Genomic DNA, 23,610 nt, shown 5'->3' with positions numbered 1-23,610 from the left:
CTATATTTGAACAATACAAATAATGATGAAACGCCTAATCTTATTACTATTACTGGTTGGTTGCTTCCAGGCAGTTTTCAGCCAGGTATATATTCCGTACCGTTCCGGCAAACTTTGGGGACTGGCAGATACGCTCGGCCACATTGTCGTTCAGCCCGTTTACGATGAAATGCAAACGGTGTCATGCCAGCAATCTGGCACCGGCCATTACTTTGAGATTCCTGCAGCATTTTTTGTAAAAAAAGATGGTAAGTACGGCATGATACAGGGCACACATGTTATAATGCCGGCTGTTCATGGCAAGCTTTACTGTATAGATTCCTTATTTATTATTGACCATTACAGTATAGACGATCAGCCTGTGGCAGGCAGTTCGCGCGAGATTGTTTATAATTTAAAGGGCGAACGGTTAATTGCCGATACCGTAAATATGATCGAAGCACTTCCACACGCTATGGACAAAAACCCGTTGTACACCATAACGGCTCCGCATGAAAAGGCCGGGCTTATTTGGTATAATGTTAAAGATCAAAAAATACAACAGTGGATAGTAAAAGACATGAGCTGGGTGAACTACGGCGGAAGCTACCAAAAAGATAAGCTATTCTTATTTCTGTATAAAGGCCAGGCTAAAACACCCCAAAACTACGATCTGAAATTTAACACACAAACCAACCTGTACGAAGTACTGCCGCCTAAAGGCGCACGCGAAGAGCCACAACTGGTACTGGATGATGGCATGGGCCGCGGCTTCCAAACCATCAAAAACAATTACGTGGTACGCCAGTTTGGGTTTGCAATTAACGGTGGGGAGGTAGATATCACGATGAAGACCCAACGCTACCACGAACGCACACAAACAACCGCTAAATTATCTTATGAGTTGAAAGGCGGTACTGCCACGGTACAAAAGTTCATGTATAATGCCACAAATTCGCAATGGTACAATACCGAGCCATATAATGCTTTTGAGAAAGAGAAGGTAGACACCGTTTTTATGTATGAAAACTTTGTACTGATCAGAAAGAATAAAAAGGTAGGCATCATTTGCGGAAAAACTATAATTAAACCCATATATGATAGTGTTGGCACCTTTAAAAAGGTTGGATACAATATTCCGTACTTCATGGTGGCGCAACGCTCGCCTGCCGACCGTAAGCTTAAGTGGGGCATGGTAAGCGCCAATAACAAAACAATAATTCCGTGTATTTACGATGAATTACGCCCAAGCCCTGGTGGTTTTTTATGGATAACATTGAAGGGTGGTCGGTACGGCCTCATTAATGGAGCCACGGGTAAAATAACCGCACAACCAGTTTACGATAAAATTATCCCTGTTAATCAGTTTGGCAATTACCGGCTTTTGTTAAACGGCAAATACGGTTATGCAGATGAAAGGCTATTTTGCAGGCCCAAATTTGCCTTCCCCGTAGATGGTTGGATAGATTTTCAAGGATATAGGGTACTTTACATAAAAAACGCTAAAGACGAATTTGACCGCTATGCAGACCTGAAGGGGTTTAGCTATTTTAAAAATTAACTCCCGGCTGGCGCACGCATGCTAAGTATTCGCCATGCCTTTAAAACAATCAATTATGTTGATCGTTACGCCAATTCCTTTCGTATTAAAATCATTTCTCCTCACCCCCTGCACAAAATCCAGCCGGTTCGTTCGAAATAACGACCGGTTTTATTAATTGATAAGATCCAAAAGATGTGGGTGCACGGTAGCCTGTTTGCCGGGTTTTGCATCATACACAACACCGTGCCCGATTAATTTTTCCTGAAAATATTTTTACGATATTTCTTTGTATTAAATTATTGATTAGTTAAGTTTGACTAAGCGCTTCTCCCCTGAATTGCTTGATTTACAACACCTAAGCATAATATTTAAACCTTGATTGAAAATCATTAAAAAATATTAACGCGGTATCTTATTTATTAACCTAAAACTTTTTTTTCACGATGAGCGGGTTCCCTATCCTTGACCTTGTAATAGGTTTATTTTTTATCTTTTTCCTTTTAAGTATAATTTCAAGTTCGATAGTCGAAATAGTTTTAACCGTCACCATGGTGAGGGCAAAAATATTAGGCGAATGGCTGCTGCGTATTTTCGATACCGAAATAACCGACGCAAAGGGAATTAAAACACCGCTGGGGCAGGTGATCATGAACCACTGTGCTTTAACAGCATTGTCGCCCACAGATAAGGCCCCCTCATATATCGATGCTAAGAATTTTGTTTCTGCTTTGTTAGATAAGATTTTTACCTTTTCTACAATTTCCGGCCCTAAATCTATCGACGAGATCATTTCTTCCATCAGCAACTCCACCGCTCTTTCCGACGAATTAAGGCGTACTTTCCTCATCTACGCCACCGAAGCAAAAGATACCTTTAAAGCCATGACCGTTAAAACCACCGGAGCAATTGAACTATTCCGGTCAAAAATGGAAAACTGGTACGATAGCAATATGGACAGGCTTACCGGTACGCTTAAACAACAATACACCCGCAGGTTTACCCTGCTTACCGGTGCAGTTGTATGTATTGCATTAAATGCCGATACCATAGAAATTGCCAAATACCTTTATAATAACCCCCTGGCAAGGACAAACCTTGCAATAAAAGCGGATGCTGCCATTAAGGATAGTACTTATATAAAACAGGTTGCCCACATTAACAAACTTGCCACAACGGTTAAAGATACCGCCACAAAACAAAAACTGGAGGTTTCGGCCCAACAACTGGCAAAAACTGTGAATGAAAAGGTTGCCGATATTAGTGCAACCAAAGCAGTTTTGCAAGATTCGCTGCCCCTGGGCTGGAATGCCAATGAATTTAATTTACAGGGATGGGGTATTGTTTTCTTTGTGCTTTCCAAACTTGTTGGGCTGTCTGTTACCGTTGCGGCAATTATGATGGGGGCGCCGTTTTGGTTTGATGTACTCAATAAAATTTCGAACGTGCGCGGCGCCGGCACCAAGCCTAAAGAAAGCGACAAATAAGTTTTCCTGCATCTGCTAACATATCCACGGGTCCGTCTGGCACGCACCAGGCGGACCAAACCGCAGCTGTCTCAAATCTCACATCTAATATCTCAAATCTACCTTACCCTACCGTCAATGTTTTTAAAAACCTGTCGTATATGTTTTTTGCGGTGTAAACGTTCCTGGGTTCGCCGCTGTTAACCAGGTCGGCATAAATAAGCAGGGGAGGCACGGTATCGGAGGGCCGGTTAAACTTCCAAAATTTCCTGTAGATTTTTAGCGGCCCTTTTTCGTCGGGCACAATGTTGTATTTTTCAATTAGTTCGGCTATGGTTTCGGTGGCGTAGAGCGCTAACTGTACCGGTTTAAAATAATCGGTGATGATATTGGCTGCAGGCTCGCTGCCCCATTGGGTTTCGGTGTTTTTTACCAGCATATTGCGCCAGGGCTGCTCAGTTCCGCCAGGCAATCTAAAGCTACCCACAAACAGGTTCGGTTTTAATTTTTGGTCATAGGTATTTACCCATTTCTCTAAAAGCGCTTTCTTGCGCAGCAGCTTCAGTTCTTTTTTGGCTGTTCTTACCAAAAAACCCTGTTCTGTTAAACTGGTAACAATATTGTTGATATTCCCCAGCGCAGTGCCATAATCTTCGGCCATTTGCCGGTAGGTTGATTTGATGTACCGCTCGTCAACCAGGAAATGAAAAACAAGCTGAAGCCCCGTTTTTGTAAATGCCCTGTCTTTATTAACCGATACCGGCTTTTCTGCTTTCTGGCCTTCAATCAAAAAAAGCCAGTCGTCTTGCTTTATATAACAGTTACCGTTGCTGTCGGCATAATTCAATCCCAGCTTTCGTAATTGCTCCCTGATGGCCGGGTAAATAATTTTCGCGATAACGATGATACCTGGAAAGTTTTCATTCAGGTGCACAAAATGAACAAGGTGACTGCTTTTTACCTCTTGTTTTACAACAAGCGGAAAGGTTTTTTGCTGCGTGCCATTGCTCAATTCTATTTTGCCACTCGTTAACTTGTCCCGAACGCCGGCAAGCCAAATTCCTTCCAGCCCAGTCTTACTTTTCAGCGCCTGCAGGTTTTTGTAGATGACTCGTTCGGACATGTTCATTTTATATTAGTGTTCACAAATAAGTGAACACTAATATAAAATGAACAATCGGTAAAAACAAATGGACCGGGCCTTTTGCTCATTAAGAGCTAATAGTATTGTTTAATAAGTTCCGCAACAATGCTTATCTTCATAGCAGCAATGAAACGTTACCTTATCATCCTCTCTTTTTGTGGCTTATCTAACATGGTTTGCGCCCAGTCGCCATTGGCTGCCGTTGACAGCCTTGTTAAATTCCAGGTAATATCGGCAAAACAGGTGTCGGCGCTGAAAACAGACCTTAAAAGGTATAAAAATGATGTTTCTTACCGTGTTGCCATTCTTGCGGGTCTGCACGGCATTATGCTGCAAAAAGTATTTCATGTAAACCCTCGTAAAACGGGTATTTCTTTTTCTTATAGCGATAGCTATATAAAGCATATAAAAAACAAGGACAGTATTAATACATCCCTGCGCACTTTATTGAATAAAATTAATAAAGCCGGTTTGCTTACCGATAGGGTTTATACGCATACGCGAAAAGATATAGATAGCGGCCTTTACGTAGCCGAGGTACAATTGACCGGTAGTTTGGTAGAAATGAGTTCGCGGCTGGAGTGGCTGGCTCCGGGCAAATTGATGCCGGTTGCAGAACAATTACACAAAAGTGGCATAGTAAGCGATTCGTCCTTCGTGCGGCTGCAGAGCGATATCCGGACTGGCAAAATAGAATCGGCATTTGAGCTGAACAACTATTGCAAGCTGGACCGAACACTCGACCTTAAAAAATATCCTGATGACCCGCACCTTTGGCTGGAGCAGATGCACCGGGACATTGCATCTATACTGCCGGGGCTTAATTTTACCAACTTTAGTTATACCACAACCCGTGATTCGGCTTCATCAATACAAGGCATGCCCGAAATTAAATATAAGGTGAGTTTAACCTGCAACGGACGTGTTTATAAGCATACCAGCACTACTTTCGATTATGGAAATAAGAAAGGAATCCAGCCCGCTGATGCATTTACCGCCTTCCTTTACCGCATTTTCAATAAGGTTTTGGCAGATCAGCAATCGCCATTCAGGCTGCATGATATCATGTTCAGCATGGGTACCCGCCATGACGACAGTTACCGGCACATCGCTATCATTGCACTGCGGGCAGAGCAAGCCGAAATTACCAGCATGTCTTACATGCTTGTTAGTATGGATAGCTATGACAACACTTTAACTTCGGGCAGAATTGATAGTACCATAGCCGGCTGGAGAAAAATTGGCCTTTTTGCACACCTCTCGGAAACTGAAATAGTAAAGGCCGTTGATGATGCCGAAGCGGACGACCGATATTCGATCAATAAATTGCTATCAAATTTCCCGGGGGTAACCTATTCTTTACGCTCGGAAATGATGAGCCCCCAGGCTCCGTATTTAAAGAGCCTTGCAAGGATTACGCATGGTGCATTTAATCCAACCAAAATCACTCAGAAAAAAATAAAGGGCGGCATTAAACTGCAATATTTATTTAATGGAAGGTTGCATGCTCACACATTTGATACAGCAAACGGATGGCTGGGCGATGCGTTTGCCTCATTCATTAAGCACTTAGGCCAGGAAAACAATTTAGCGGGGCGTTTCTACGTACTTCCGTACGAGGACGAGGTTGTTTATTTAACGGATGAGCAGCATGCAGATGCAGTAAGGAATAAATTGCTGGACTTTGAAGGGAGGGCGGAAAGAGCTAAATAAAAGCGGGACTGTCGATAGTTACTGATTGTTCTGTAATTAATTTTCTTTTCTCATTTTATCTATCATGACGTAATTTATTGCTGTCGGCCAAATTCGGCTCGACTAAAACACATCAACTTACTTATCAATAGGTGGGCTTACTTCCGCCAGGTTTTCGTTGAGCCAAATATGTTTTTGATTTAAAACTGCATTGTATAAATGATTTGGCATTGCCTCAATCCTATCATAGATAAATGGTTTAATAGTGTTTCCAGATAGGTCGATTATGCCATAGTGGTTATTCTTTGCGGCTATTAAAAAACACGTTTGCCTATCCTTATCTAACCTTATTTTGCTATAAATACAAGCGATCCTCACTTTGCCCTCACTATCTAACAGGCCCACACTACCTTGCCTTTTAACAACAAACCAGGTATCGTTGTCAAAATAATATGGAAGCCGTTTTAACTCATCATATATTACAGGGACTTCTATTTTTCCGTTGGTGTTCATCATGCCGTAATGGCTTCCTTTTTTCAAAATAAACTTTGTGGGTTTTCTGGGTTCATCGTCGCGTTTAATTGCATCGCAGGTTTCGGCTAAAACATCTTGCCCATAAATATTTATAGCTCCTTGTTTGCCATTGGCGCTATAAATATAGAGATCGTTGCTGCTCTTAAACCTGGGGGCCAAATTGAATTTAAAAGAAGTTAAAGCATTGCCGCATTGATCTAACATCCCCCAGGTCTTATCTATCCTGGCTGCAAAATAGTAATCGTTTTGGTTTATTATCTCGTCATAATCACGATTATTGGGGGAGTTGTAAAGGCTATGTGGTCTATAATTTAACAGTATTTCATCATATGCAAATGGCGTAATCGCTTTTAACTGTTTGTTGAAAATACCGTATTTATCCCCCTTTCTTACAATTAGCCCAAAGGTTGCCACGTGTATTTCATCGTATCCGCAATTTAATATACACTTGCCGCTATTGTTTACAACCCCCCATTTGTTATGGATTTTTACTGCTGTATAGTTCCGATAATAACCGGGGTAAGTAGTAAAGTCTACATCATCAAATATAGCTCCCGTAACTTCTGTACCATTTGTGTCTATTAAACCCCATTTATTAGCCCTGTAATAAATTATGGCGGTATGGTCATCAAAATTGTTCCCAATCTTTTTATATTGTAATTTGGGGTAATTATGAAAAATCTTGTCTGTTTTGTTATAGATTAAAAAGTCATTATCTATTCCCTGGTAAAATGCACGAGGTTGGTCGTCATAAAAATTGCCCACTAAATCTGTTATTTGTTTGCCATCCCCATTAAGCAATCTTTTCTTACTGTCACCATCAAGGTAATTACTAACTACATAGCCACTGCCAAATTTTTCAATAACATAGTTGCCCATTGGCACAATCATTTGGTTTTGGATATTTACTATGCCATGCATCCCTTTGTTGCTCGCCAAAAAAGCACTATCGTTTATTCTTTTAATGTCGTCATATTTAAAAGGGATCAGCACATTATTCGATGTGGATAATAACCCCATTTTTCTTCCTCGGGATGCCAAAACCAAACCCTTATCTATTACATGTACACTAACATATTTTGGCGGGATAATAACATTACCCGCGGTATCTATAACACCCTGTTTTTTTCCGATGCTGAACGGTGCGTATTGGTTATTAAATCCCCCTATCCAGGTAAGCCGCTTGCGCATAATCTCGTTGCCGCTGCTATCAATAATAGCCCATATTTTGCCTGCTTTAACGCCTATAAACTTCTTAAAATTAATGTGGTAATTGTTGTTGAGCAAAGTCCAGTTAAAAGCATATCCGGTACCGCAAACACTACTTATTGTTGTAAACTCCGGTTCGTGGGCAAGGCCTTCGTATTTTCCTGGTGGCACAATTATTTTGCCGCCTGCCGTTACTAAGGCTATTTTATAATTCTTGTCAAACAGCAAGTATAAACCATTATCGCATGGCGCAATGCCATTGTAAATTACAGGTATAATTATTTTTCCGTATTTATCGATTAACCCATAATTAAGCAAAGAGTCTTGTATTACCGCATATCCGTGATAAAAATAGCTGCAATTTAAGTAGCTGGTTTTCATTACAATATGCATATTGGTGTCTAAAAACCCAACTTTATTATTGTAATTATCCCGTGGGTTTCCGCCGTGTAACATAAATGGGGCAAGACCATCTATAAAGGGCATCATTATAATGTTTTTACTTTTGGGAATTAGCTTGCCAAAATCATCAAAAACACCTTCCAGCTTTTGCTGAGCAATAACCTGCAAGGTGCTTGACAGCAACATAAAAAAAATAATTTTTCGCTTCATTTCTCTCTGATGCATAAGCTGGTGCAATTCCACAAAATGATTTGGGTTTTTCGGGCTGCACAATGCTCAATAGTAACCATAATGGCTGTCTATTAAAAATTTAGCCCCCCAAATGTTTTTTTACAAAAAAGCCCGGACAATCACTCATCCAGGCTTTATATTTTCTTCCTCCCCCTTCAGGGGGCCGGAGGGCTTAATTCATCCTATACGGCGCTATCAAATAAAATTCCGGTATTTGCACATTAAAGCTGGCGTTATCCATCAGGCGGGTCATCTGGTATTCGCCTTTCATGCTGCCCATATCGGTTTTAAGGTTACAGCCCGATACGTACTCGTGGGCGTGGCCGGGTTCTATCACCGGTTGCTGGCCTACCACACCTTCGCCTTCCACTTCGCGCTTGGCGCCGTTGGAATCAAAAATATACCAGTGTCGGCTAATTAGCTGGATAGCATAATTGCTCATATTCTCGATGCTTACCTTGTAGGCAAACATAAAATGATCATTAGCCGGGTTAGAGTACTCGGGCTGATATATGGTTTCTATGGAAACCTTAACACCGTCTGTAATAGTGGTAACCATGAGGATTTTGTCTCGTTAAATTCAAATATAATGAAAGCGAACAAATATTAAGCCATTTCTACGGCATATTTTTCGTCAATCTCGGCCAGTATCTGGTTAACCTCCTCTAAATTGCCTGCCGTTACCAGCCTCATCCGGAATTCTTTAAAGTGATCAATCCCTTTAAAGTAGTTTGAATAGTGCCTGCGCATTTCAAAAATGCCCGTTTTAGGGCCTTTCCACTCTATAGATTTTTGCAGATGGGTTGAGCAGGCTGCAATACGTTCGGTAATGGTTGGTTTATCTAAATGCTGGCCGGTGTTAAAAAAATGTTTTATTTCCCTGAAAATCCAGGGGTACCCAATGGCTGCGCGGCCAATCATCATGCCGTCGACGCCAAATTCCATTTTCCAGTCGGCTGCTTTTTCGGGCGAATCGATGTCGCCATTGCCGAAAATGGGGATTTTTATACGCGGGTTTTTCTTAATATCCCTTATCAGCGACCAATCGGCTACGCCTTTATACATCTGTGCACGGGTACGGCCATGAATAGTTAGGGCTTTTATACCTACATCCTGCAGTCTTTCGGCCACTTCGTAAACATTTTTGGTATTATCATCCCAGCCTAAACGGGTTTTTACAGTTACGGGCAGGTGGGTGGCGTTAACAACCGCTTTGGTCATGGCTACCATTTTATCAATATCCTGTAACAAACTGGCTCCGGCGCCACGGCAGGCCACCTGTTTTACCGGGCAGCCGTAGTTAATATCCATTAAATCGGGCCCGGCAAGGGAGGCTATTTCGGTAGCTTCGCGCATGTGGTCGATATCGCTGCCGAAGATCTGGATGCCAATAGGCCTTTCGTATTCAAAAATGTCCAGTTTCTGGCGGCTTTTCGCTGCATCGCGGATCAGTCCTTCGCTCGAGATAAACTCGGTATACATCATATCCGCACCGTTTTGCTTGCACACGTAACGGAAGGGAGGATCGCTCACATCTTCCATCGGCGCCAGCAACAGCGGGAACTCCCCTAAATCAATATTTCCTATTTGTACAGACATGCTTATCTTTAGCCCTGCAAAAATACGAAAATTACCCTAAATGATACAAGAACCTATAAAACAGTACACTCCGCAAACAAATAGCATTAATCCTTTCCTGCAGTTTTTAACCATTACCGGGGTAACTGTTGGCCTGGTGATCGTTTTTTCGGCAATAGCCGCGGGCGTTATCATGACTGTTTTTGGGATGAAAACGCTTACCGATACCTTTGCATTTAATACCGGCAACCCTCATCTTGGTTCGGCGTTGTGGATATTGCAGATAGTAAGCACAACTATCCCGCTATTTTTGGCTCCGGTTATTTTCGCCCGCCTGATCATGAACAATACCCGCGATTACCTGAAGCCCTCCTTCAATTTCAACCCGGTTTTTTTGTTGCTGATATTTACTATCATGCTGTTTTCAAACCCCATAATGGAGGCTTTAACCAATATTAATCAAAAGCTGGTTTTACCTGCTTCGTTAAAAGGACTGGAAGAGTGGATGCGGGCTGCCGAGCAATCGGCACAAAAAGCTACCGAGGCTATGCTCAGCATGAAAAATATCTGGAGCATGCTTTGGGCGGTGTTTGTGGTTGGCCTGCTTACCGCCATTGCCGAAGAGTTTTTGTTCCGTGGTGTTATCCAAACCATTTTTGTGCGCCTTACCAAAAACAAACATGCTGCCATCTGGATAACCGCCATCCTGTTCAGCGCTTTCCATATGGAATTTTTTACTTTTTTGCCAAGGGTATTCCTGGGTGCCATATTCGGCTATTTTGTTGCGTATAGCGGCAGCGTCTGGACGGGTGTTTGGGGGCATTTTTTAAATAACGGGTCGGCTGTGGTTATTACTTACCTGTATAATCAAAAAATAGTTAAGCTTAATCCCGATGATCAGCACGTATTTAATTTATGGGCTTATGCTTTTAGCTTGATAATTGTATTATTTTTGCTTTTTATATATAGAAATGTATCGATGCAAAAAAAACCGGCGCTGAGTAATTAATGGAAAAAAACTGGGTCAAAATTTTTAGTTCATCCAATTTTTATCAATCAGAGATTGTTAAACAAGTACTTATCCGCCATCATATCGATACCGTTTTATTAAACAAACAAGATTCATCGCACCGTGCCTTCGGCGATATTGAAGTTTACATTCACCAGGAGGATTTTAGCAAGGCCATCGAGATCATGATCCTCAATCAACTTAATTTATGAAATTACGCGCCATCACCGGCTTCTTTTTTATTATCGTGATGATTGCCTCAAACCTGTTGGGGTCATACGTTTTCAGCGGGTTTTACCTGTTATTATCCGCCTTTTGCCTGTTCGAATTTTATAAACTGGTGCGGGAGGGAGGCATGACAGCCAGCCGCGAAACCGGCATTATCAATGGCGCCTTGTTTTTTTTGCTGGTTGCCGCCAATTTTTACTTCCCGGCCTGGCGTTTAATATTTTTACTTCCCGTAACTTTCAGCGCCATTTTTATACAGGAATTGTATAAAAAAACACCCGCCCCGTTCACTAATATCGCCTTTACTTTTTTGGGGATCATATTCGCGGTAGTGCCCTTCATGTTTTTTCATGCCATGGCTTTTATGGGCGCGGGCGCCGTTTTTAACTTCCATATCCCGCTGGCCTTCCTGATCATTTTGTGGAGTAACGATACCGGTGCTTACCTGGTAGGCAGCAAAATGGGTAAAACCAAGTTGTTTGAACGTCATTCGCCCAAAAAAACTTATGAGGGTTTAATCGGCGGTATCATCATTAGCGCCGTTGCCGCTTTAATACTGGGCCACTTTTATACCGAACTTACCTGGAAACAATGGGTTACTATAGCCATCCTGATTTCCTGCTTCGGTACCCTGGGCGATTTGGTTGAATCGATGTTTAAACGCAGCATCAACGTAAAGGATAGCGGCGGCATTTTACCCGGCCACGGCGGCTTGCTCGATAGGTTCGACGGGTTATTAATGGCCGCGCCTATTGTTTATGCATACTTATACTTCATTTCAAATTAGTAGTTTTGTAATAAATCATCTATAATATGACTTTTCATAAAGAAGGATACACCTCATTGGCCTTAACAGTACTGTTTATTTTTGTACTGAACGCGGTTGTACAGTTTTACTTTCCGCAGGCGCATGCGCTTAAATGGTTTATTTATATTTTATCGGGATTTTTTTTCCTGGTTATCGTACAGTTTTTTCGCAGCCCGTTTTTTGACATCAATACCGACGAAACTACTGTACTTTGCCCTGCCGATGGAAAAGTTGTAGTGATTGAAGAAACCGAAGAAACCGAATTTTTAAAAGACAAACGCATCCAGTTGTCGGTATTTATGTCGCCGGTAAATGTGCACGTAAACCGTAACCCAATTGCGGGTGTGGTAAGCTATTTTAAATACCACAAAGGCAAATACCTGGTGGCCTGGCATCCAAAATCGTCAACAGAAAACGAGCGTACTACCATCTGCGTACAAAACAGCGAGGGTGTATCTGTTTTGTTCAGGCAGATAGCAGGCGCTTTGGCCCGCCGTATTGTATGGTATGTAAAAGAGGGTGATATTGTTGAGCAGGGCCAACAGTTTGGCTTTATCAAGTTTGGCTCACGCGTGGATGTATTTTTACCTTTGGGAACCAAAATATTGGTAAATATTGGCGACGTGGTAAAAGGCGGCCGTACCATACTGGCCGAACTGCCAACCGGTTTAGCCGCGGTTGCCGAAGAACAACAGGCAAAAATAAACAGGCCCGAAAGCTTTGATGATGAACCCGCCGAAATAGTTAACGAAGGCCATCAGCAGGAATTGCCTTTAGTTATTGACCATCCCGAAGTTGAAAAAACCGAAAAACCGGCTAAGAAAGCTGCACCCGCTAAAAAAGCACCCGCTAAGCCCAAAGGGGATGCGTAGTTACCTGGGTTAAAAATATGAAAAAGGGGATGTCAAATTGGTGACATCCCTTTTTTTGTGACTGTCACTTCGCTTTCAACAAACCTTCAAAAAATGGTTTAAGCTCTTCGGCCAGTATTTGATGATCGGCCACGCTGGGATGGCCCGAGCAACCGTGTGCATCCATCGCTTTAAAAAAGAAGGTGGCTACTGGTTTATCATTAGGGTAAAAGGTATCTATTTGTTTTTTGATGCTGATAAGGCAATGCTGTAAAATAGTGTTCGATGTATCCCGTATCATAGGGCTGCTCAGCAAAGCTATTTGTGCTTTGGGATATTTGGATTTTACCAGCTGCACAAATTTTACATAATCGGTCACAAACCGGGTTGTATCAAAAGAGTCGCGTGCGCTGCCATCACCTTTACTCATATCATTTGTACCTAAAGCTATGCTCACAATTTTAGGGCTGTAGATACTAAAGTCCCATTTCTGCTGATTGTTTATCTGGAAATCGACATGCTCATATACCTGCGGCATCGAAGGACCGTTCCTGTTCCAGGTACGATAAATACCAATACCGCTTACGCTGGCCAAAACAAAATTGGCATTTAATGCCCGGCTTACCCTTGGCCCGTAAGCCATATAGGCGTTGTGATGGTCATGGTATTCGCCAGTTCCGCAGGGTATTTCCGAATCATCGGCTGCAGCGCCGCAGGTAATACTGTTACCGATAAATTCAATTAACGGAAGTTTGGGTATCGCCAGGCTTTTTATACCCGGGGCGGCTATTTTTGAAATTATTATTGCGCCGGTATGTGCTTCGGTTGCTTTATATATCCAAACACTATGCTTACCAGGGCCATCCGCCTTTATGGTAACCGGTGTGGTTACACCACCATCAATTCTGACCCTCTTTTGGTAAACACCATCCAACTCATATTGCAGGTAGTTATGCTGCCCGGCTGCAGCAATTGTGGCATATACCGCGCATTCGGTCCCCTTAAAGCTAAAGCCAAAATGTGCTGCGGATGTAATCAGTTCCAATTGATGCTGCTTGTTGATTATAGTGCGCCCGATAGGTTTTAACTGCGCCGCAAAAATGGTATCTGTTGACTTTGCGTAGCCGTAGCTTTTGCCAAGTACCAGACCCATGAACACTATTACTAATCTTATTTTCATAAAGGTTGTATTGAACAGGCAATATTGGTCATATTTTGGTGAAATGCAATATTGGTCAATTTATTGGCATAAAAGGCTATAAAAATACCAGGGCGAAAAACCGCCGGGCCGGGAAATGTGATATCCGCCGAAGGCGGGAAAATTTTTTTTGGAATAGGGGGATCATATGGTCATTGAGAATATTCATCAGGTAAAACCTAAAAAAATATGTCCTAAACTACCGTCATTGCGAGTATCTATCAGTTAAACCCCGAAAAAAATGTTATGACGCGCAACGGATATAGTTAAACTAATGCACTAAACTACCGTCATTGCGAGGCACGAAGCAATCCCAAACTATGTGGGACTTAGCATGTAGGGGATTGCTTCGTACCTCGCAATGACGGATATTTGATATTGACAATCAGTAACTTACAAACACGTCATTATAAGGCACGAAGCAATCGCGAACTTTGCAAATCCGTTAAGCATGCGAGGAGATTGCCACGCTATCGCTCGCAATGACATATTTTTATTCTCCCTAAAACACCGTATCGTTAACCTCCTCCGCATGTACCGGGTAATCGGTAGTATAATGAAGGCCACGGCTTTCTTTCCTCAGCATGGCCGATTTTACTACGATGAATGATACCTGGATCAGGTTACGCAGTTCGCAGAGCTTTACAGATAGCTTGGTTTTTTTGTAGAATGATTCCGTTTCTTCATACAATAAACCTAAACGGCGCATGGCGCGTTCCAGCCTGAAATCGGAGCGGACGATGCCCACGTAATCATTCATCAGCTTTTGCATTTCGCGCACGTTGTGGGTTACCAGGATGTCTTCGTTTGATAGTTGTACGCCATGCTCATCCCAATCAGGAATGTTTTCCGGTATTACAAAACTTTCAAATTTTCCTATCGCGTCTTCATAAATACGGTGCGCAAATACCAAAGCTTCTAATAATGAATTGGAGGCCAACCTGTTGGCGCCATGCAGCCCGGTTGATGAGCATTCGCCGCAGGCATATAACCTTAATATAGATGACTGGCCAACATGATTAACCATAATACCACCACACATATAATGACAGGCCGGCGCAACGGGGATCATATCCTTGGTCATATCTATCCCAATCTCCAGGCATTTGGCATATATATTAGGGAAATGATTTAAAATATCTTTTTTACTGCGATGGCGGATATCCAGGTACACAAAATCCTCGCCCGATTTTTTTATCTCGGCATCAATGGCCCTTGCCGTTATATCCCTTGGTGCCAATGATTTACGCGGATCGTACTCCTGCATAAACTCTTCGCCGTTGGTACGTTTTAATACACCGCCAAAACCACGCACCGCTTCGGATATCAGGAACGAAGGATATTCGCCGGGGTTATATAAAGCAGTTGGATGAAACTGGATAAACTCCATATTTCTTACTTTACCCTTGGCGCGGTAAACCATGGCAATACCATCCCCGGTAGCAATGGTAGGGTTTGTGGTGATAGAATAAATATGGCCGGCACCACCCGATGCCATTACGGTTACCTTCGAGAGGATCTTTTCCACAACATTGCTTTCGGTGTTGAAAGCGTAAATACCATAACAGGTAATATCGGTGCTGGATTTACCTACCAGCTGGCCCAAATGGTGCTGGGTAATCAGGTCGACAGCAAAATAATGTGTTAATATCTCAATATTCGGGTTCTTGTGTATCTCTGCCAGTAGCGATCTTTCAATTTCCAGCCCGGTTACATCCTTATAATGCAATACCCTGAATTCGGAGTGGCCGCCCTCTTTTGCCAGGTCGTAAAAGCCTTCGTTCGTCTTGTCAAAATTGGTTCCGTAATCGATAATTTCGTTAATCCGCTCGGGGCCTTCTTTAACAACCGCTTCCACAACTTCGCGGTCGCAAAGGCCGTCGCCGCTTATTAACGTGTCTTCGATGTGTTTTTCAAAAGAATCTTCCTTTTTATCAACAACTACTGCTACACCGCCCTGGGCATACTTAGTGTTCGATTCGTCTTCGTTTGATTTTGTAACTATCAGCACCTTACCGTGTTTGGCTGCCTTAAGGGCAAAACTTAATCCGGCGATGCCTGATCCTACGATCAGAAAATCAACATTTCGGGTCATATTTTATGTATATATGTGTAAAAGTACACTTTGTGTTAATAACCGGTATAAAACATGTTAATTTCGTGTAAACAAATAGCTAACAAATAATCAAAGTGTGGAGAACTCCACTTTTGATGCTGAAAGTGATAAATTTTTCAGCGACTTTTGCGCAGTTTAAACACTAAAGCTAACATTTTACAGGTTACCTAATTATTAACAAATAACTTTTTAAATTAATATTTGATTGTCATACAAATCACAGGATCAATTCAATAGAAAATAAAAACCTGTGGAAAACTGTTAATAAAAAGTGAAAAATAACTTTTAAAGCATTTTTTTAAATGACTTTTGCACATAACTAACACCATAACAAACAATAGTTTTATTTATATATAAAATTAGTTGTTATTAATTGATTTGTTGAAATGGATATCTTCGAAGAAATAAATGTGACAGGATTTGTGGACGAATACATCGACCCAACCCTTGACTTGTTTGATGAAATTGAAAAACTCAAAAAGGAAAAAAATGCAGTCATTTTGGCCCATTACTACCAGGATCCCGATATACAGGATATTGCAGATTATATTGGCGATAGCCTTGGGCTATCGCAGCGGGCTGCCAAAACCGATGCCGACGTTATCGTTTTTGCGGGAGTACATTTCATGGCCGAGACTGCCAAAATACTTTCGCCTGCAAAGAAGGTTTTACTACCCGACGTGAAGGCAGGATGCTCATTAGCAGATAGTTGCCCGCCACATTTATTTAAAAAATTTAAGGAAAATTATCCCGATCACCTGGTGATCACCTACGTAAACTGTACTGCCGAACTGAAAGCTTTAAGTGATATTGTGTGTACATCAAGCAATGCGGTGCAAATTGTAGAGAGCCTGCCGAAAGATCAGAAAATCATCTTCGGCCCAGATAAAAATCTGGGCGCATACGTAGCCAAAAAAACAGGCCGCGACCTGGTATTATGGAATGGAGCCTGCATGGTGCATGAAATTTTCAGCCGCGAAAAGATTACCAAACTGAAGGAGAGGCACCCCGGCGCAAAGCTGCTGGCCCATCCCGAGTGTGAGGAAGTGATATTGCAAATGGCCGACTATATAGGCTCTACAACGGGTATTTTAAAGTACGCGGGTACTCACCCCGACAAAGAGTTTATAGTGGCTACAGAGGCCGGAATACTACACCAGATGCAAAAAGAGAACCCGGATAAGATATTCATCCCGGCGCCGCCAAATAACAGCTGTGCCTGCAACGATTGCCCGCACATGAAACGCAACACACTTGAAAAATTGTACCTGTGTTTAAAGAATGGATTGCCAGAGGTTACCGTACCGCAGCATATTATTGAAAAAGCTGTAAAACCTATTGAAAGGATGCTGGAGATATCGGCAAGGCTGGGATTGTAATTTGGGATTTCACTGATTTTTTGAAGATTTCACCGATTTTGGGAAAAGTTAGTGTTGGGGATAAGATAAAGGATGTAAAAAAGTAGTGGAGGTTTTGGTAATATAGCTCGGGTTATGTCAGTGTATTTGGTAGGTATCATGTATCACGATACTGAAAGTTATCATAGATGGAATAAGGGATTGATGGAGGATTACGAATCATCTACAGGAATTTTTATAACTGCAGAATCCGAGGCTGATGCTTTAGCTTGGGGCAATCAGATTTCGGCTATGCTTTTTAAGAAAATAAATCCGGGTGAAACGGCTGATTGGAAATCATTTGGATATGATTCTTGGATAGAAAATACTGAAGGCAGCCATTGGAAGCAGAACTACGGTTTCTTCCAAAGGGTGAATTATGGAGAATTGCCAAATTTCGACTTGATGGGCGATGACCCTTATGAAAAATGGATACTTAACAGGAATACAGAATAACTTTATTTTAAGAAATATTTAAGCGTTAGGGATCGTCGCGGATACCGGCCAATTGTGGCTAAGGCCTGTGCAGTATGAGCAAAGAGCCCGACCGCCGCTTCTATCAGCGGTGGTAACGCCATGTTGAAGCGATAAGAGCGGAAAACGGGATTCGAACCCGCGGCCTTCAGTTTGGGAAACTGATGCTCTACCAGCTGAGCTATTTCCGCTAATGGTATGCTAAAGTAAAAAATAATATTCGGGTCAAATAGGTTTTGGATTTTTTATTTTAATAAATTTTAAAATGAATATTAACAGGCAATGTATTTTAGCTTTTCTGCTTGGTTTGAATATTTCCTGTGTTGTAACTGTTGATGGATTTTCTCAAATAAGGAATGTGGATGGTCAACAGAAAAAAGGTAAAAAGAATATTCCTGTTGTTCCAAAATCTATTAATAAATCAGTAATAGATTCTACAGTTTTTTATGAATATCACCCCGAAGATAGTACGCTTAACGTTTATCGCTCAGCAGAAGTAATAGCGGAGTTTGTGGGTGGGTCAAAGGCATTCAGTAAATTTGTGTCTGATAGTACACGATATCCTTTGGATGAACGAGAACGTGGAATTAGTGGTGAAGTTATTGTGTCATTTATAATTGAGAGAGATGGGAGTTTGTCTAACATAAAAATTAGAAAAGGTGTTTCGCCTGGGCTGGACGAGGAAGCTGTCCGGTTATTTAAATCCATGCCTAAATTTTCTCCTGCCATGCAGGATGGAAGAAGAGTTCGTTTTCATTATTTGGTACCTTTGAATTACGGGTTAAAGTATTAATAACTCGATAACCGATTAATTATATAATTACAATTATGCCGCTGATATTACCTGTAAAAGATAAAAGCCCAATCTGGGGTGAAGATTGCTTCATTGCCGAAAACGCGACCATTGTTGGCGATGTGGTAATGGGTAGTAATTGTTCGGTTTGGTTTAATGCGGTTATCCGGGGCGATGTGCATTATATCAGGATAGGGGATAACACCAATATCCAGGATGGCGCGGTGATACATGCTACGTATTTAAGGGCGCCTACCAATATTGGCAGTAATGTATCAATAGGACATAATGCCCTGGTGCATGGCTGTACACTGCATGACAATACCCTGGTGGGTATGGGCGCCATCGTGATGGATCACGCGGTTGTTAACCAGTTTGTGATCATAGCTGCCGGCGCTGTGGTATTGGAAAATACTATTTGCGAATCGGGTTTTTTATATGCCGGTATGCCCGCTAAAAAAATAAAACCTCTCACAGATAAGCAAATAGAACTGCTTAAGCAGCTTCCCAAAAACTATATCATGTATTCGGGTTGGTTTATGGAGTAAGTGGCTCCCTGGGCACTACAATAGGCTCCTCGGCCTCCCAGTTGGGCCTCAGGGTAATCTCTTTTTCATTTACCCAGGTATTTTCGGGTTGCTTTTTTAAGTGTACGTTACCACTGTCCCAACGGCCATTTTTATTTTCATCGTAAATTACCCGGATGAAGTACTTGCCGGTTAAAATAGTTTTATAAGCTACAGGTCCGCTTCGCCTGATAGGGGTTGTTTCCAATACTACCTTTTGATCGTTCAGCAACTCAACCACGTAGGCTTTTGAGGTATCGGGCAAGGTAACTTTCAACGTAAGCGAGCTATAGTTTTCAGGCTTATCGGGCTGGAATTTTTTCGACGCGAATTTATTTTTATCGCCGTATATATCCGTGAATGCACCGGCGTTAAAAATAAGCTCGTATTTGGCGTTTTGTCGCCAGCGGTATTTAAGCGTTAAACTCTTGATATTCCCCGTATCTTTTTGTAAAGTATAATCGGATGAGCCCAGGCCAATAGAATCCTCCTTTAGTGTGATCTGCGCATTGTCAATAACATCTACAGGCAGGTTGCTGGTAATTTTAAGATCGTTACCCGGTTTTAACTTATCGTTTGATATATTGTATTTAAAATTGAATACCCTGGTGAAGGTTTCTTTTTTCTGTTTTAGCAGGTAGGTGGTATCAACCGGTTTGTTGTTATCATAGACAGCAACCCGGATAGAATCGAAGTTCATGTATTTTACAAATACCGATGCGGTATCCTTGGTCTTACTAAACTCAACATATTTCTGGTTATTGATATCTGCCGGGTAAATTATTTTTAGCGATGGGTTTTGCAAAGCCTTATTAAAAACAAATAGCATTTTGCCGTCAACGTCAAATCGTTTTTCCGAGAACCTGAATTTTTCGGGGAATTGCTTAAACAGGTTTAGTTTGATATTTGCTGTATCTGATTTAAGGTTGATGGGTTTCTTTAAAAAAGCGATGAGCTCATTATCGTTATTGAAAATTTTATCAGGGCTTGCTTCTTTTAACGCGTAGATGCGGTACTGGTCTTCATGTAAATTATTCAAACTAAAATTTCCCGATGAATCTGTAGTGGTAAAAATTGATGGCTTCTTTTTACCAAACAGGAGGGAGTCTTGTTTTAGCGGGAAAAGCATTACGGTTACGTCTTTTTCATTTTCCCTGGTGAGGGTGTTAGTAACGGTTCCAGAAATGCTGAGCGAATCGATATGCGGACCGGTTGAAAAAACGTAGGTGAAATTTTTCATCACGTTACTTTCGTTTACATCCTGGATGCCTTTTCCAAAATTGATAACGTAGGTAGTATTTTTTTTAAGGCTGTCTTTAAAAACTATGCGCAGGTGTTTTTTATTGGCGGTGTACTCCGGTGGTTTTTCCATGGTGGGGCTCATGGTAATTTCGGTGTACTGGTTGGCCAGTTTTATAAACTCGTCAAATTCCAGGTTAATTTCTTTGGCGGCAAAATTTCGGGTCTTGTTGGCCGGCAAGGCCTTCACCAAAACCGGCGGTGTTACATCCCTGGGGCCTCCCTGCGGTTGTTGCTGGGCTGCGCAGCCAAAAATGACCAAAGCGACAAAAATATAGAAGAAAAAATTGTAAAAATTAGCCGGTTTTTGATTTAACATAGTTTTTAGGCGATATAAGCGATTTTTATATTTTGACGAATCCCACTATTAAAAATCTAAAATAATTGATTTAAAAAGACTTTTTGTAAATTATTAATTATCAGTTAGTTATAAATTATCGAGACACATGAACCAGTAAAACCGAAATATCCGACGGCGAGACGCCCGAAATTCGGGATGCCTGACCTAAAGTGCGTGGTTTTATCTTCATCAATTTTTCGCGGGCTTCTTTTGATAATGAAACTAAAGTGTGATAATCGAAATTTGGATTGATCTCGCGGTCTTCCATTTTTTTCATCCGGTCAACAATTTCCATTTCTTTTATAAAGTAACTCTCATATTTGATTTTTATTTCAGCCTGCTCAATTGTTTCTTTGTCATAGGCCGATAATAATTCTTCCAACCCGGTATCGGCTTTTTTAAGGTCGTTAAAACCAACCTGCGGGCGGCTTAACAAATTGAAAAGTTTGGCGCCCTGGCTAATGGCCGATGTACCCAACTCATCCAGCAAACCATTTACTGTTGATGGGTCGATAGATTTGGTGCGGGTGTAAGCAACAATATCATCCGAGTTTTTAATCTTCTGATTTACCTTATCCAAACGCTCATCGCTTATTAATCCTAAATCATGGCCCATAGGGGATAGGCGGATGTCGGCATTATCCTGGCGTAACAACAAGCGATGCTCGGCCCTTGAAGTAAACATGCGGTATGGTTCTTCGGTGCCTTTGGTTACCAGGTCGTCAATCAACACGCCTATATATGATTCAGATCTTTTCAGGATCAGCTCATGTTTATCATTGATTTTTTGATGCGCGTTGATACCTGCTATGAAGCCCTGCGATGCTGCTTCCTCGTACCCGGTGGTGCCATTGATTTGGCCTGCGAAGTAAAGGTTGCTGATTAGTTTGGTTTCTAAAGTAAGGCCTAACTGGATAGGCGGGAAGTAATCATATTCGATGGCATATCCCGGGCGGAACATTTTGGCTTTCTCGAAACCGGGTATTTGAATCAATGCTTTATACTGTACATCTTCGGGCAGGGAGGTTGAAAAACCATTTACATAAATCTCTACCGTGTTTAATCCTTCAGGCTCAACAAAAATCTGGTGACGGTCGCGCTCTGCAAAACGGTTTATCTTATCTTCAATAGATGGGCAATACCTTGGGCCCAATCCTTTGATGCGGCCGGTAAACATTGGCGATTTTTCGAAGCCTTCTTTTAAGGTTTCGTGTACATTGGTATTGGTATAAGTAATCCAGCAGCAGCGTTGCTGTTGTATCATTTCAACATCGGTGTACGAGAAACGCCCGCGTTCCTCGTCGCCCCATTGCTCTTCCATCAGGGAGTAATTAAGGCTGCGTCCATCGATGCGGGGAGGGGTACCGGTCTTCATCCGGCCTGAGTCGAAACCTAATTCAACCAGTTGTTCGGTCAAGCCGGTTGCCGATTTTTCGCCGGCACGGCCACCACCAAATTTCTTCTCGCCTATGTGGATGATACCATTTAAAAAGGTACCGTTAGTAAGCACAACTGCGTCGGCTTCTATCTCGACACCTAATGAAGTACGTACGCCTGCAATGGTATTTCCTTTGATTAAAAGGGACGAAACGGTATCCTGCCAGAAGTCGACATTAGGTGTACGCTCCAATGCTAAACGCCATTCTTCGGCAAACCGCATACGGTCGCTTTGCGCTCTTGGGCTCCACATAGCAGGGCCTTTTGACTGATTGAGCATCCTGAATTGGATAGATGTTTTATCGGTTATAATACCCGAGTAACCACCCAATGCATCAATCTCGCGCACTATCTGTCCCTTTGCAACACCGCCCATAGCGGGGTTGCAACTCATCTGTGCAATCACGCCCATGTTCATGGTGATGAGTAAAACAGACGATCCCAGGTTGGCTGCTGCCGCTGCTGCTTCACAGCCTGCATGCCCTGCACCAACCACAATAACGTTATATTTCTTAAACATTTTATACCTCCATGTTCCACGTGGAACAGTTAAATTTATCACACTAATTGGAACGAATTTTTCGAAATACACGAATAAAACCCGAACGGTTTATATACTGCAATTAGCTTTAATTAGTGCCAATTAGTATCTATTTAAACTGCAGTTATTACTACTTTTTTTAATTTATCACACTAATTGTCTCGAATTTTTTCGAAATACACGAATAAAACCCGAACGGTTTATATGCTGCAATTTGCTTTAATCGGTGCCGATTAGTATTTATTTAAACTACAGTTATGGCCTCTTTTGCGAATACCGAGCTAATGATGGTATTCTTTTTATGTTCCACGTGGAACATAAAACAATAAAGATTGAACTGAATATATGGTGATAGGATGACTCTTTTTTATAATCATGTTCCACGTGGAACATGATTATTGTATCAGCCTATCGTTTGTAATACTTGTATTAAAAAGTATCAGTTTATTACATAAAAATGTAACTTTATTGTTTATTAGTATCTCATTTGTATAGCATTTGTGTGTTAAAATAGCTATAAATAATCTCCTTTTAAACTGACGTTCCACGTGGAACCCGCAATAAAGACACCAGTGCTACAGTGCCCCAAACACCCTCTAAAACAACAAAAGGGTAGAAGCTTACCATGTACGATGCATAGCAACACGTGCCTGCACCAATCAAATTCAATAACATATAAAGCCTGTTTTTGGACGATAGTTTACCGGTTAAATTAAGCACAAAGGCTATCAAAAGAACGATGACCCCTATAGATGCTATGATATCTGATAGTTTCATT

19 protein-coding genes, 1 tRNA gene and 1 pseudogene are annotated in these 23,610 nt (G+C 41.7%); 11 read left to right on the top strand and 10 right to left on the bottom strand.

Translation table 11 applies throughout. The features are described from left to right. The first annotated feature begins 22 nt into the window (after nucleotides 1–22). A complete protein-coding gene (locus AC1RM2_RS15115) occupies nucleotides 23–1,540 on the top strand; it encodes a WG repeat-containing protein (RefSeq protein WP_492986012.1) in 1,518 nt (505 codons plus the stop codon). Nucleotides 1,541–1,965: 425 nt separating this feature from the next. Continuing rightward, the gene (locus AC1RM2_RS15110; RefSeq protein WP_492986011.1) at nucleotides 1,966–3,006 is read left to right on the top strand and encodes a hypothetical protein; all 1,041 of its coding nucleotides are present in this window, start codon (nucleotides 1,966–1,968) and stop codon (nucleotides 3,004–3,006) included. A gap of 103 nt (nucleotides 3,007–3,109) precedes the next feature. Here the strand turns inward: AC1RM2_RS15110 and AC1RM2_RS15105 are convergent, their stop codons facing one another. After that, nucleotides 3,110–4,108: a type IV toxin-antitoxin system AbiEi family antitoxin gene (locus AC1RM2_RS15105; protein ID WP_492986009.1), complete on the bottom strand. Its 999-nt coding sequence runs from the start codon at nucleotides 4,106–4,108 to the stop codon at nucleotides 3,110–3,112. A gap of 147 nt (nucleotides 4,109–4,255) precedes the next feature. On the opposite strand from AC1RM2_RS15105, the gene AC1RM2_RS15100 reads away from it, so the two are divergent. After that, the gene (locus tag AC1RM2_RS15100) at nucleotides 4,256–5,842 is read left to right on the top strand and encodes a hypothetical protein (protein WP_492986007.1); all 1,587 of its coding nucleotides are present in this window, start codon (nucleotides 4,256–4,258) and stop codon (nucleotides 5,840–5,842) included. A gap of 117 nt (nucleotides 5,843–5,959) precedes the next feature. Here the strand turns inward: AC1RM2_RS15100 and AC1RM2_RS15095 are convergent, their stop codons facing one another. The 3 genes from AC1RM2_RS15095 to dusB all read right to left on the bottom strand — a co-directional run bounded on the left by AC1RM2_RS15095 (nucleotide 5,960) and on the right by dusB (nucleotide 9,796). Further along, nucleotides 5,960–8,176: a WG repeat-containing protein gene (locus tag AC1RM2_RS15095; protein WP_492986005.1), complete on the bottom strand. Its 2,217-nt coding sequence runs from the start codon at nucleotides 8,174–8,176 to the stop codon at nucleotides 5,960–5,962. Nucleotides 8,177–8,369: 193 nt separating this feature from the next. Beyond that, nucleotides 8,370–8,756, bottom strand: coding sequence for a Co2+/Mg2+ efflux protein ApaG (gene apaG, locus AC1RM2_RS15090; protein WP_147054231.1), 387 nt, complete (start codon nucleotides 8,754–8,756; stop codon nucleotides 8,370–8,372). A 47-nt stretch (nucleotides 8,757–8,803) separates the two neighbouring features. Continuing rightward, on the bottom strand, nucleotides 8,804–9,796 hold the full coding sequence (dusB, locus tag AC1RM2_RS15085) for a tRNA dihydrouridine synthase DusB (RefSeq protein WP_492986004.1): 993 nt from the start codon (nucleotides 9,794–9,796) through the stop codon (nucleotides 8,804–8,806). Nucleotides 9,797–9,836: 40 nt separating this feature from the next. On the opposite strand from dusB, the gene AC1RM2_RS15080 reads away from it, so the two are divergent. The 4 genes and pseudogenes from AC1RM2_RS15080 to AC1RM2_RS15065 form a co-directional block, all read left to right on the top strand. Continuing rightward, nucleotides 9,837–10,784 (top strand): CPBP family intramembrane glutamic endopeptidase, encoded by a 948-nt coding sequence (locus AC1RM2_RS15080; RefSeq protein ID WP_492986002.1) that lies wholly within the window; start codon nucleotides 9,837–9,839, stop codon nucleotides 10,782–10,784. Further along, nucleotides 10,784–10,996, top strand: coding sequence for a putative signal transducing protein (locus AC1RM2_RS15075; RefSeq protein WP_477445891.1), 213 nt, complete (start codon nucleotides 10,784–10,786; stop codon nucleotides 10,994–10,996). The genes AC1RM2_RS15080 and AC1RM2_RS15075 overlap by 1 nt, the downstream gene beginning before the upstream one ends. After that, a complete protein-coding gene (locus AC1RM2_RS15070; protein ID WP_492986000.1) occupies nucleotides 10,993–11,799 on the top strand; it encodes a phosphatidate cytidylyltransferase in 807 nt (268 codons plus the stop codon). Before AC1RM2_RS15075 ends, AC1RM2_RS15070 begins: the two co-directional genes overlap by 4 nt. A gap of 26 nt (nucleotides 11,800–11,825) precedes the next feature. Then, nucleotides 11,826–12,479, top strand: a pseudogene (locus AC1RM2_RS15065) (phosphatidylserine decarboxylase family protein); the annotation flags it as partial. Nucleotides 12,480–12,756: 277 nt separating this feature from the next. Here the strand turns inward: AC1RM2_RS15065 and AC1RM2_RS15060 are convergent. Both AC1RM2_RS15060 and nadB read right to left on the bottom strand, forming a co-directional pair. Further along, on the bottom strand, nucleotides 12,757–13,851 hold the full coding sequence (locus AC1RM2_RS15060; protein ID WP_492985998.1) for an SGNH/GDSL hydrolase family protein: 1,095 nt from the start codon (nucleotides 13,849–13,851) through the stop codon (nucleotides 12,757–12,759). A 520-nt stretch (nucleotides 13,852–14,371) separates the two neighbouring features. Then, entirely contained in the window at nucleotides 14,372–15,964 is a 1,593-nt protein-coding gene (nadB, locus tag AC1RM2_RS15055) for an L-aspartate oxidase (protein ID WP_492985996.1), read from the bottom strand. Between the two features lie 407 nt (nucleotides 15,965–16,371). On the opposite strand from nadB, the gene nadA reads away from it, so the two are divergent. Both nadA and AC1RM2_RS15045 read left to right on the top strand, forming a co-directional pair. Next, nucleotides 16,372–17,364: a quinolinate synthase NadA gene (gene nadA / locus AC1RM2_RS15050; protein WP_492985995.1), complete on the top strand. Its 993-nt coding sequence runs from the start codon at nucleotides 16,372–16,374 to the stop codon at nucleotides 17,362–17,364. A gap of 183 nt (nucleotides 17,365–17,547) precedes the next feature. Beyond that, a complete protein-coding gene (locus AC1RM2_RS15045; RefSeq protein ID WP_492985993.1) occupies nucleotides 17,548–17,838 on the top strand; it encodes a hypothetical protein in 291 nt (96 codons plus the stop codon). Nucleotides 17,839–17,974: 136 nt separating this feature from the next. Here AC1RM2_RS15045 and AC1RM2_RS15040 read toward each other — a convergent pair. Continuing rightward, a tRNA-Gly gene (locus AC1RM2_RS15040) sits at nucleotides 17,975–18,047 on the bottom strand. Nucleotides 18,048–18,121: 74 nt separating this feature from the next. Between AC1RM2_RS15040 and AC1RM2_RS15035 the strand changes: the two genes are divergently transcribed. Both AC1RM2_RS15035 and AC1RM2_RS15030 read left to right on the top strand, forming a co-directional pair. Continuing rightward, the gene (locus AC1RM2_RS15035; protein WP_492985991.1) at nucleotides 18,122–18,649 is read left to right on the top strand and encodes an energy transducer TonB; all 528 of its coding nucleotides are present in this window, start codon (nucleotides 18,122–18,124) and stop codon (nucleotides 18,647–18,649) included. Nucleotides 18,650–18,684: 35 nt separating this feature from the next. After that, complete coding sequence (locus AC1RM2_RS15030) at nucleotides 18,685–19,197, top strand: gamma carbonic anhydrase family protein (RefSeq protein ID WP_492985989.1); 513 nt, start codon at nucleotides 18,685–18,687, stop codon at nucleotides 19,195–19,197. Here the strand turns inward: AC1RM2_RS15030 and AC1RM2_RS15025 are convergent. From AC1RM2_RS15025 to AC1RM2_RS15015, 3 genes are all read right to left on the bottom strand, one after another. Then, a complete protein-coding gene (locus AC1RM2_RS15025) occupies nucleotides 19,187–20,833 on the bottom strand; it encodes an Ig-like domain-containing domain (protein WP_492985988.1) in 1,647 nt (548 codons plus the stop codon). The genes AC1RM2_RS15030 and AC1RM2_RS15025 overlap by 11 nt on opposite strands. A gap of 115 nt (nucleotides 20,834–20,948) precedes the next feature. Continuing rightward, nucleotides 20,949–22,811 (bottom strand): tRNA uridine-5-carboxymethylaminomethyl(34) synthesis enzyme MnmG, encoded by a 1,863-nt coding sequence (gene mnmG, locus AC1RM2_RS15020; protein ID WP_492985986.1) that lies wholly within the window; start codon nucleotides 22,809–22,811, stop codon nucleotides 20,949–20,951. 552 nt (nucleotides 22,812–23,363) lie between these two features. After that, nucleotides 23,364–23,609 (bottom strand): CBU_0592 family membrane protein, encoded by a 246-nt coding sequence (locus AC1RM2_RS15015; protein ID WP_492985985.1) that lies wholly within the window; start codon nucleotides 23,607–23,609, stop codon nucleotides 23,364–23,366. Between the last annotated feature and the right edge of the window lies 1 nt (nucleotide 23,610).

The organism is Mucilaginibacter sp. GW822-FHT03E02 (assembly GCF_058801545.1).
Note: the sequence above shows the minus strand (reverse complement) of the source record. Positions and strands in the feature narration are given on the sequence as shown.

Excerpts from the sequence above, each read along its gene's own strand:
- AC1RM2_RS15115 (WP_492986012.1), top strand. The coding sequence starts at position 23 with ATGATGAAACGCCTAATCTTATTACTATTACTGGTTGGTTGCTTCCAG.
- AC1RM2_RS15110 (WP_492986011.1), top strand. The coding sequence starts at position 1,966 with ATGAGCGGGTTCCCTATCCTTGACCTTGTAATAGGTTTATTTTTTATC.
- AC1RM2_RS15105 (WP_492986009.1), bottom strand. The coding sequence starts at position 4,108 with ATGTCCGAACGAGTCATCTACAAAAACCTGCAGGCGCTGAAAAGTAAG.
- AC1RM2_RS15100 (WP_492986007.1), top strand. The coding sequence starts at position 4,256 with ATGAAACGTTACCTTATCATCCTCTCTTTTTGTGGCTTATCTAACATG.
- AC1RM2_RS15095 (WP_492986005.1), bottom strand. The coding sequence starts at position 8,176 with ATGAAGCGAAAAATTATTTTTTTTATGTTGCTGTCAAGCACCTTGCAG.
- apaG (WP_147054231.1), bottom strand. The coding sequence starts at position 8,756 with ATGGTTACCACTATTACAGACGGTGTTAAGGTTTCCATAGAAACCATA.
- dusB (WP_492986004.1), bottom strand. The coding sequence starts at position 9,796 with ATGTCTGTACAAATAGGAAATATTGATTTAGGGGAGTTCCCGCTGTTG.
- AC1RM2_RS15080 (WP_492986002.1), top strand. The coding sequence starts at position 9,837 with ATGATACAAGAACCTATAAAACAGTACACTCCGCAAACAAATAGCATT.
- AC1RM2_RS15075 (WP_477445891.1), top strand. The coding sequence starts at position 10,784 with ATGGAAAAAAACTGGGTCAAAATTTTTAGTTCATCCAATTTTTATCAA.
- AC1RM2_RS15070 (WP_492986000.1), top strand. The coding sequence starts at position 10,993 with ATGAAATTACGCGCCATCACCGGCTTCTTTTTTATTATCGTGATGATT.
- AC1RM2_RS15060 (WP_492985998.1), bottom strand. The coding sequence starts at position 13,851 with ATGAAAATAAGATTAGTAATAGTGTTCATGGGTCTGGTACTTGGCAAA.
- nadB (WP_492985996.1), bottom strand. The coding sequence starts at position 15,964 with ATGACCCGAAATGTTGATTTTCTGATCGTAGGATCAGGCATCGCCGGA.
- nadA (WP_492985995.1), top strand. The coding sequence starts at position 16,372 with ATGGATATCTTCGAAGAAATAAATGTGACAGGATTTGTGGACGAATAC.
- AC1RM2_RS15045 (WP_492985993.1), top strand. The coding sequence starts at position 17,548 with ATGGAGGATTACGAATCATCTACAGGAATTTTTATAACTGCAGAATCC.
- AC1RM2_RS15035 (WP_492985991.1), top strand. The coding sequence starts at position 18,122 with ATGAATATTAACAGGCAATGTATTTTAGCTTTTCTGCTTGGTTTGAAT.
- AC1RM2_RS15030 (WP_492985989.1), top strand. The coding sequence starts at position 18,685 with ATGCCGCTGATATTACCTGTAAAAGATAAAAGCCCAATCTGGGGTGAA.
- AC1RM2_RS15025 (WP_492985988.1), bottom strand. The coding sequence starts at position 20,833 with ATGTTAAATCAAAAACCGGCTAATTTTTACAATTTTTTCTTCTATATT.
- mnmG (WP_492985986.1), bottom strand. The coding sequence starts at position 22,811 with ATGTTTAAGAAATATAACGTTATTGTGGTTGGTGCAGGGCATGCAGGC.
- AC1RM2_RS15015 (WP_492985985.1), bottom strand. The coding sequence starts at position 23,609 with ATGAAACTATCAGATATCATAGCATCTATAGGGGTCATCGTTCTTTTG.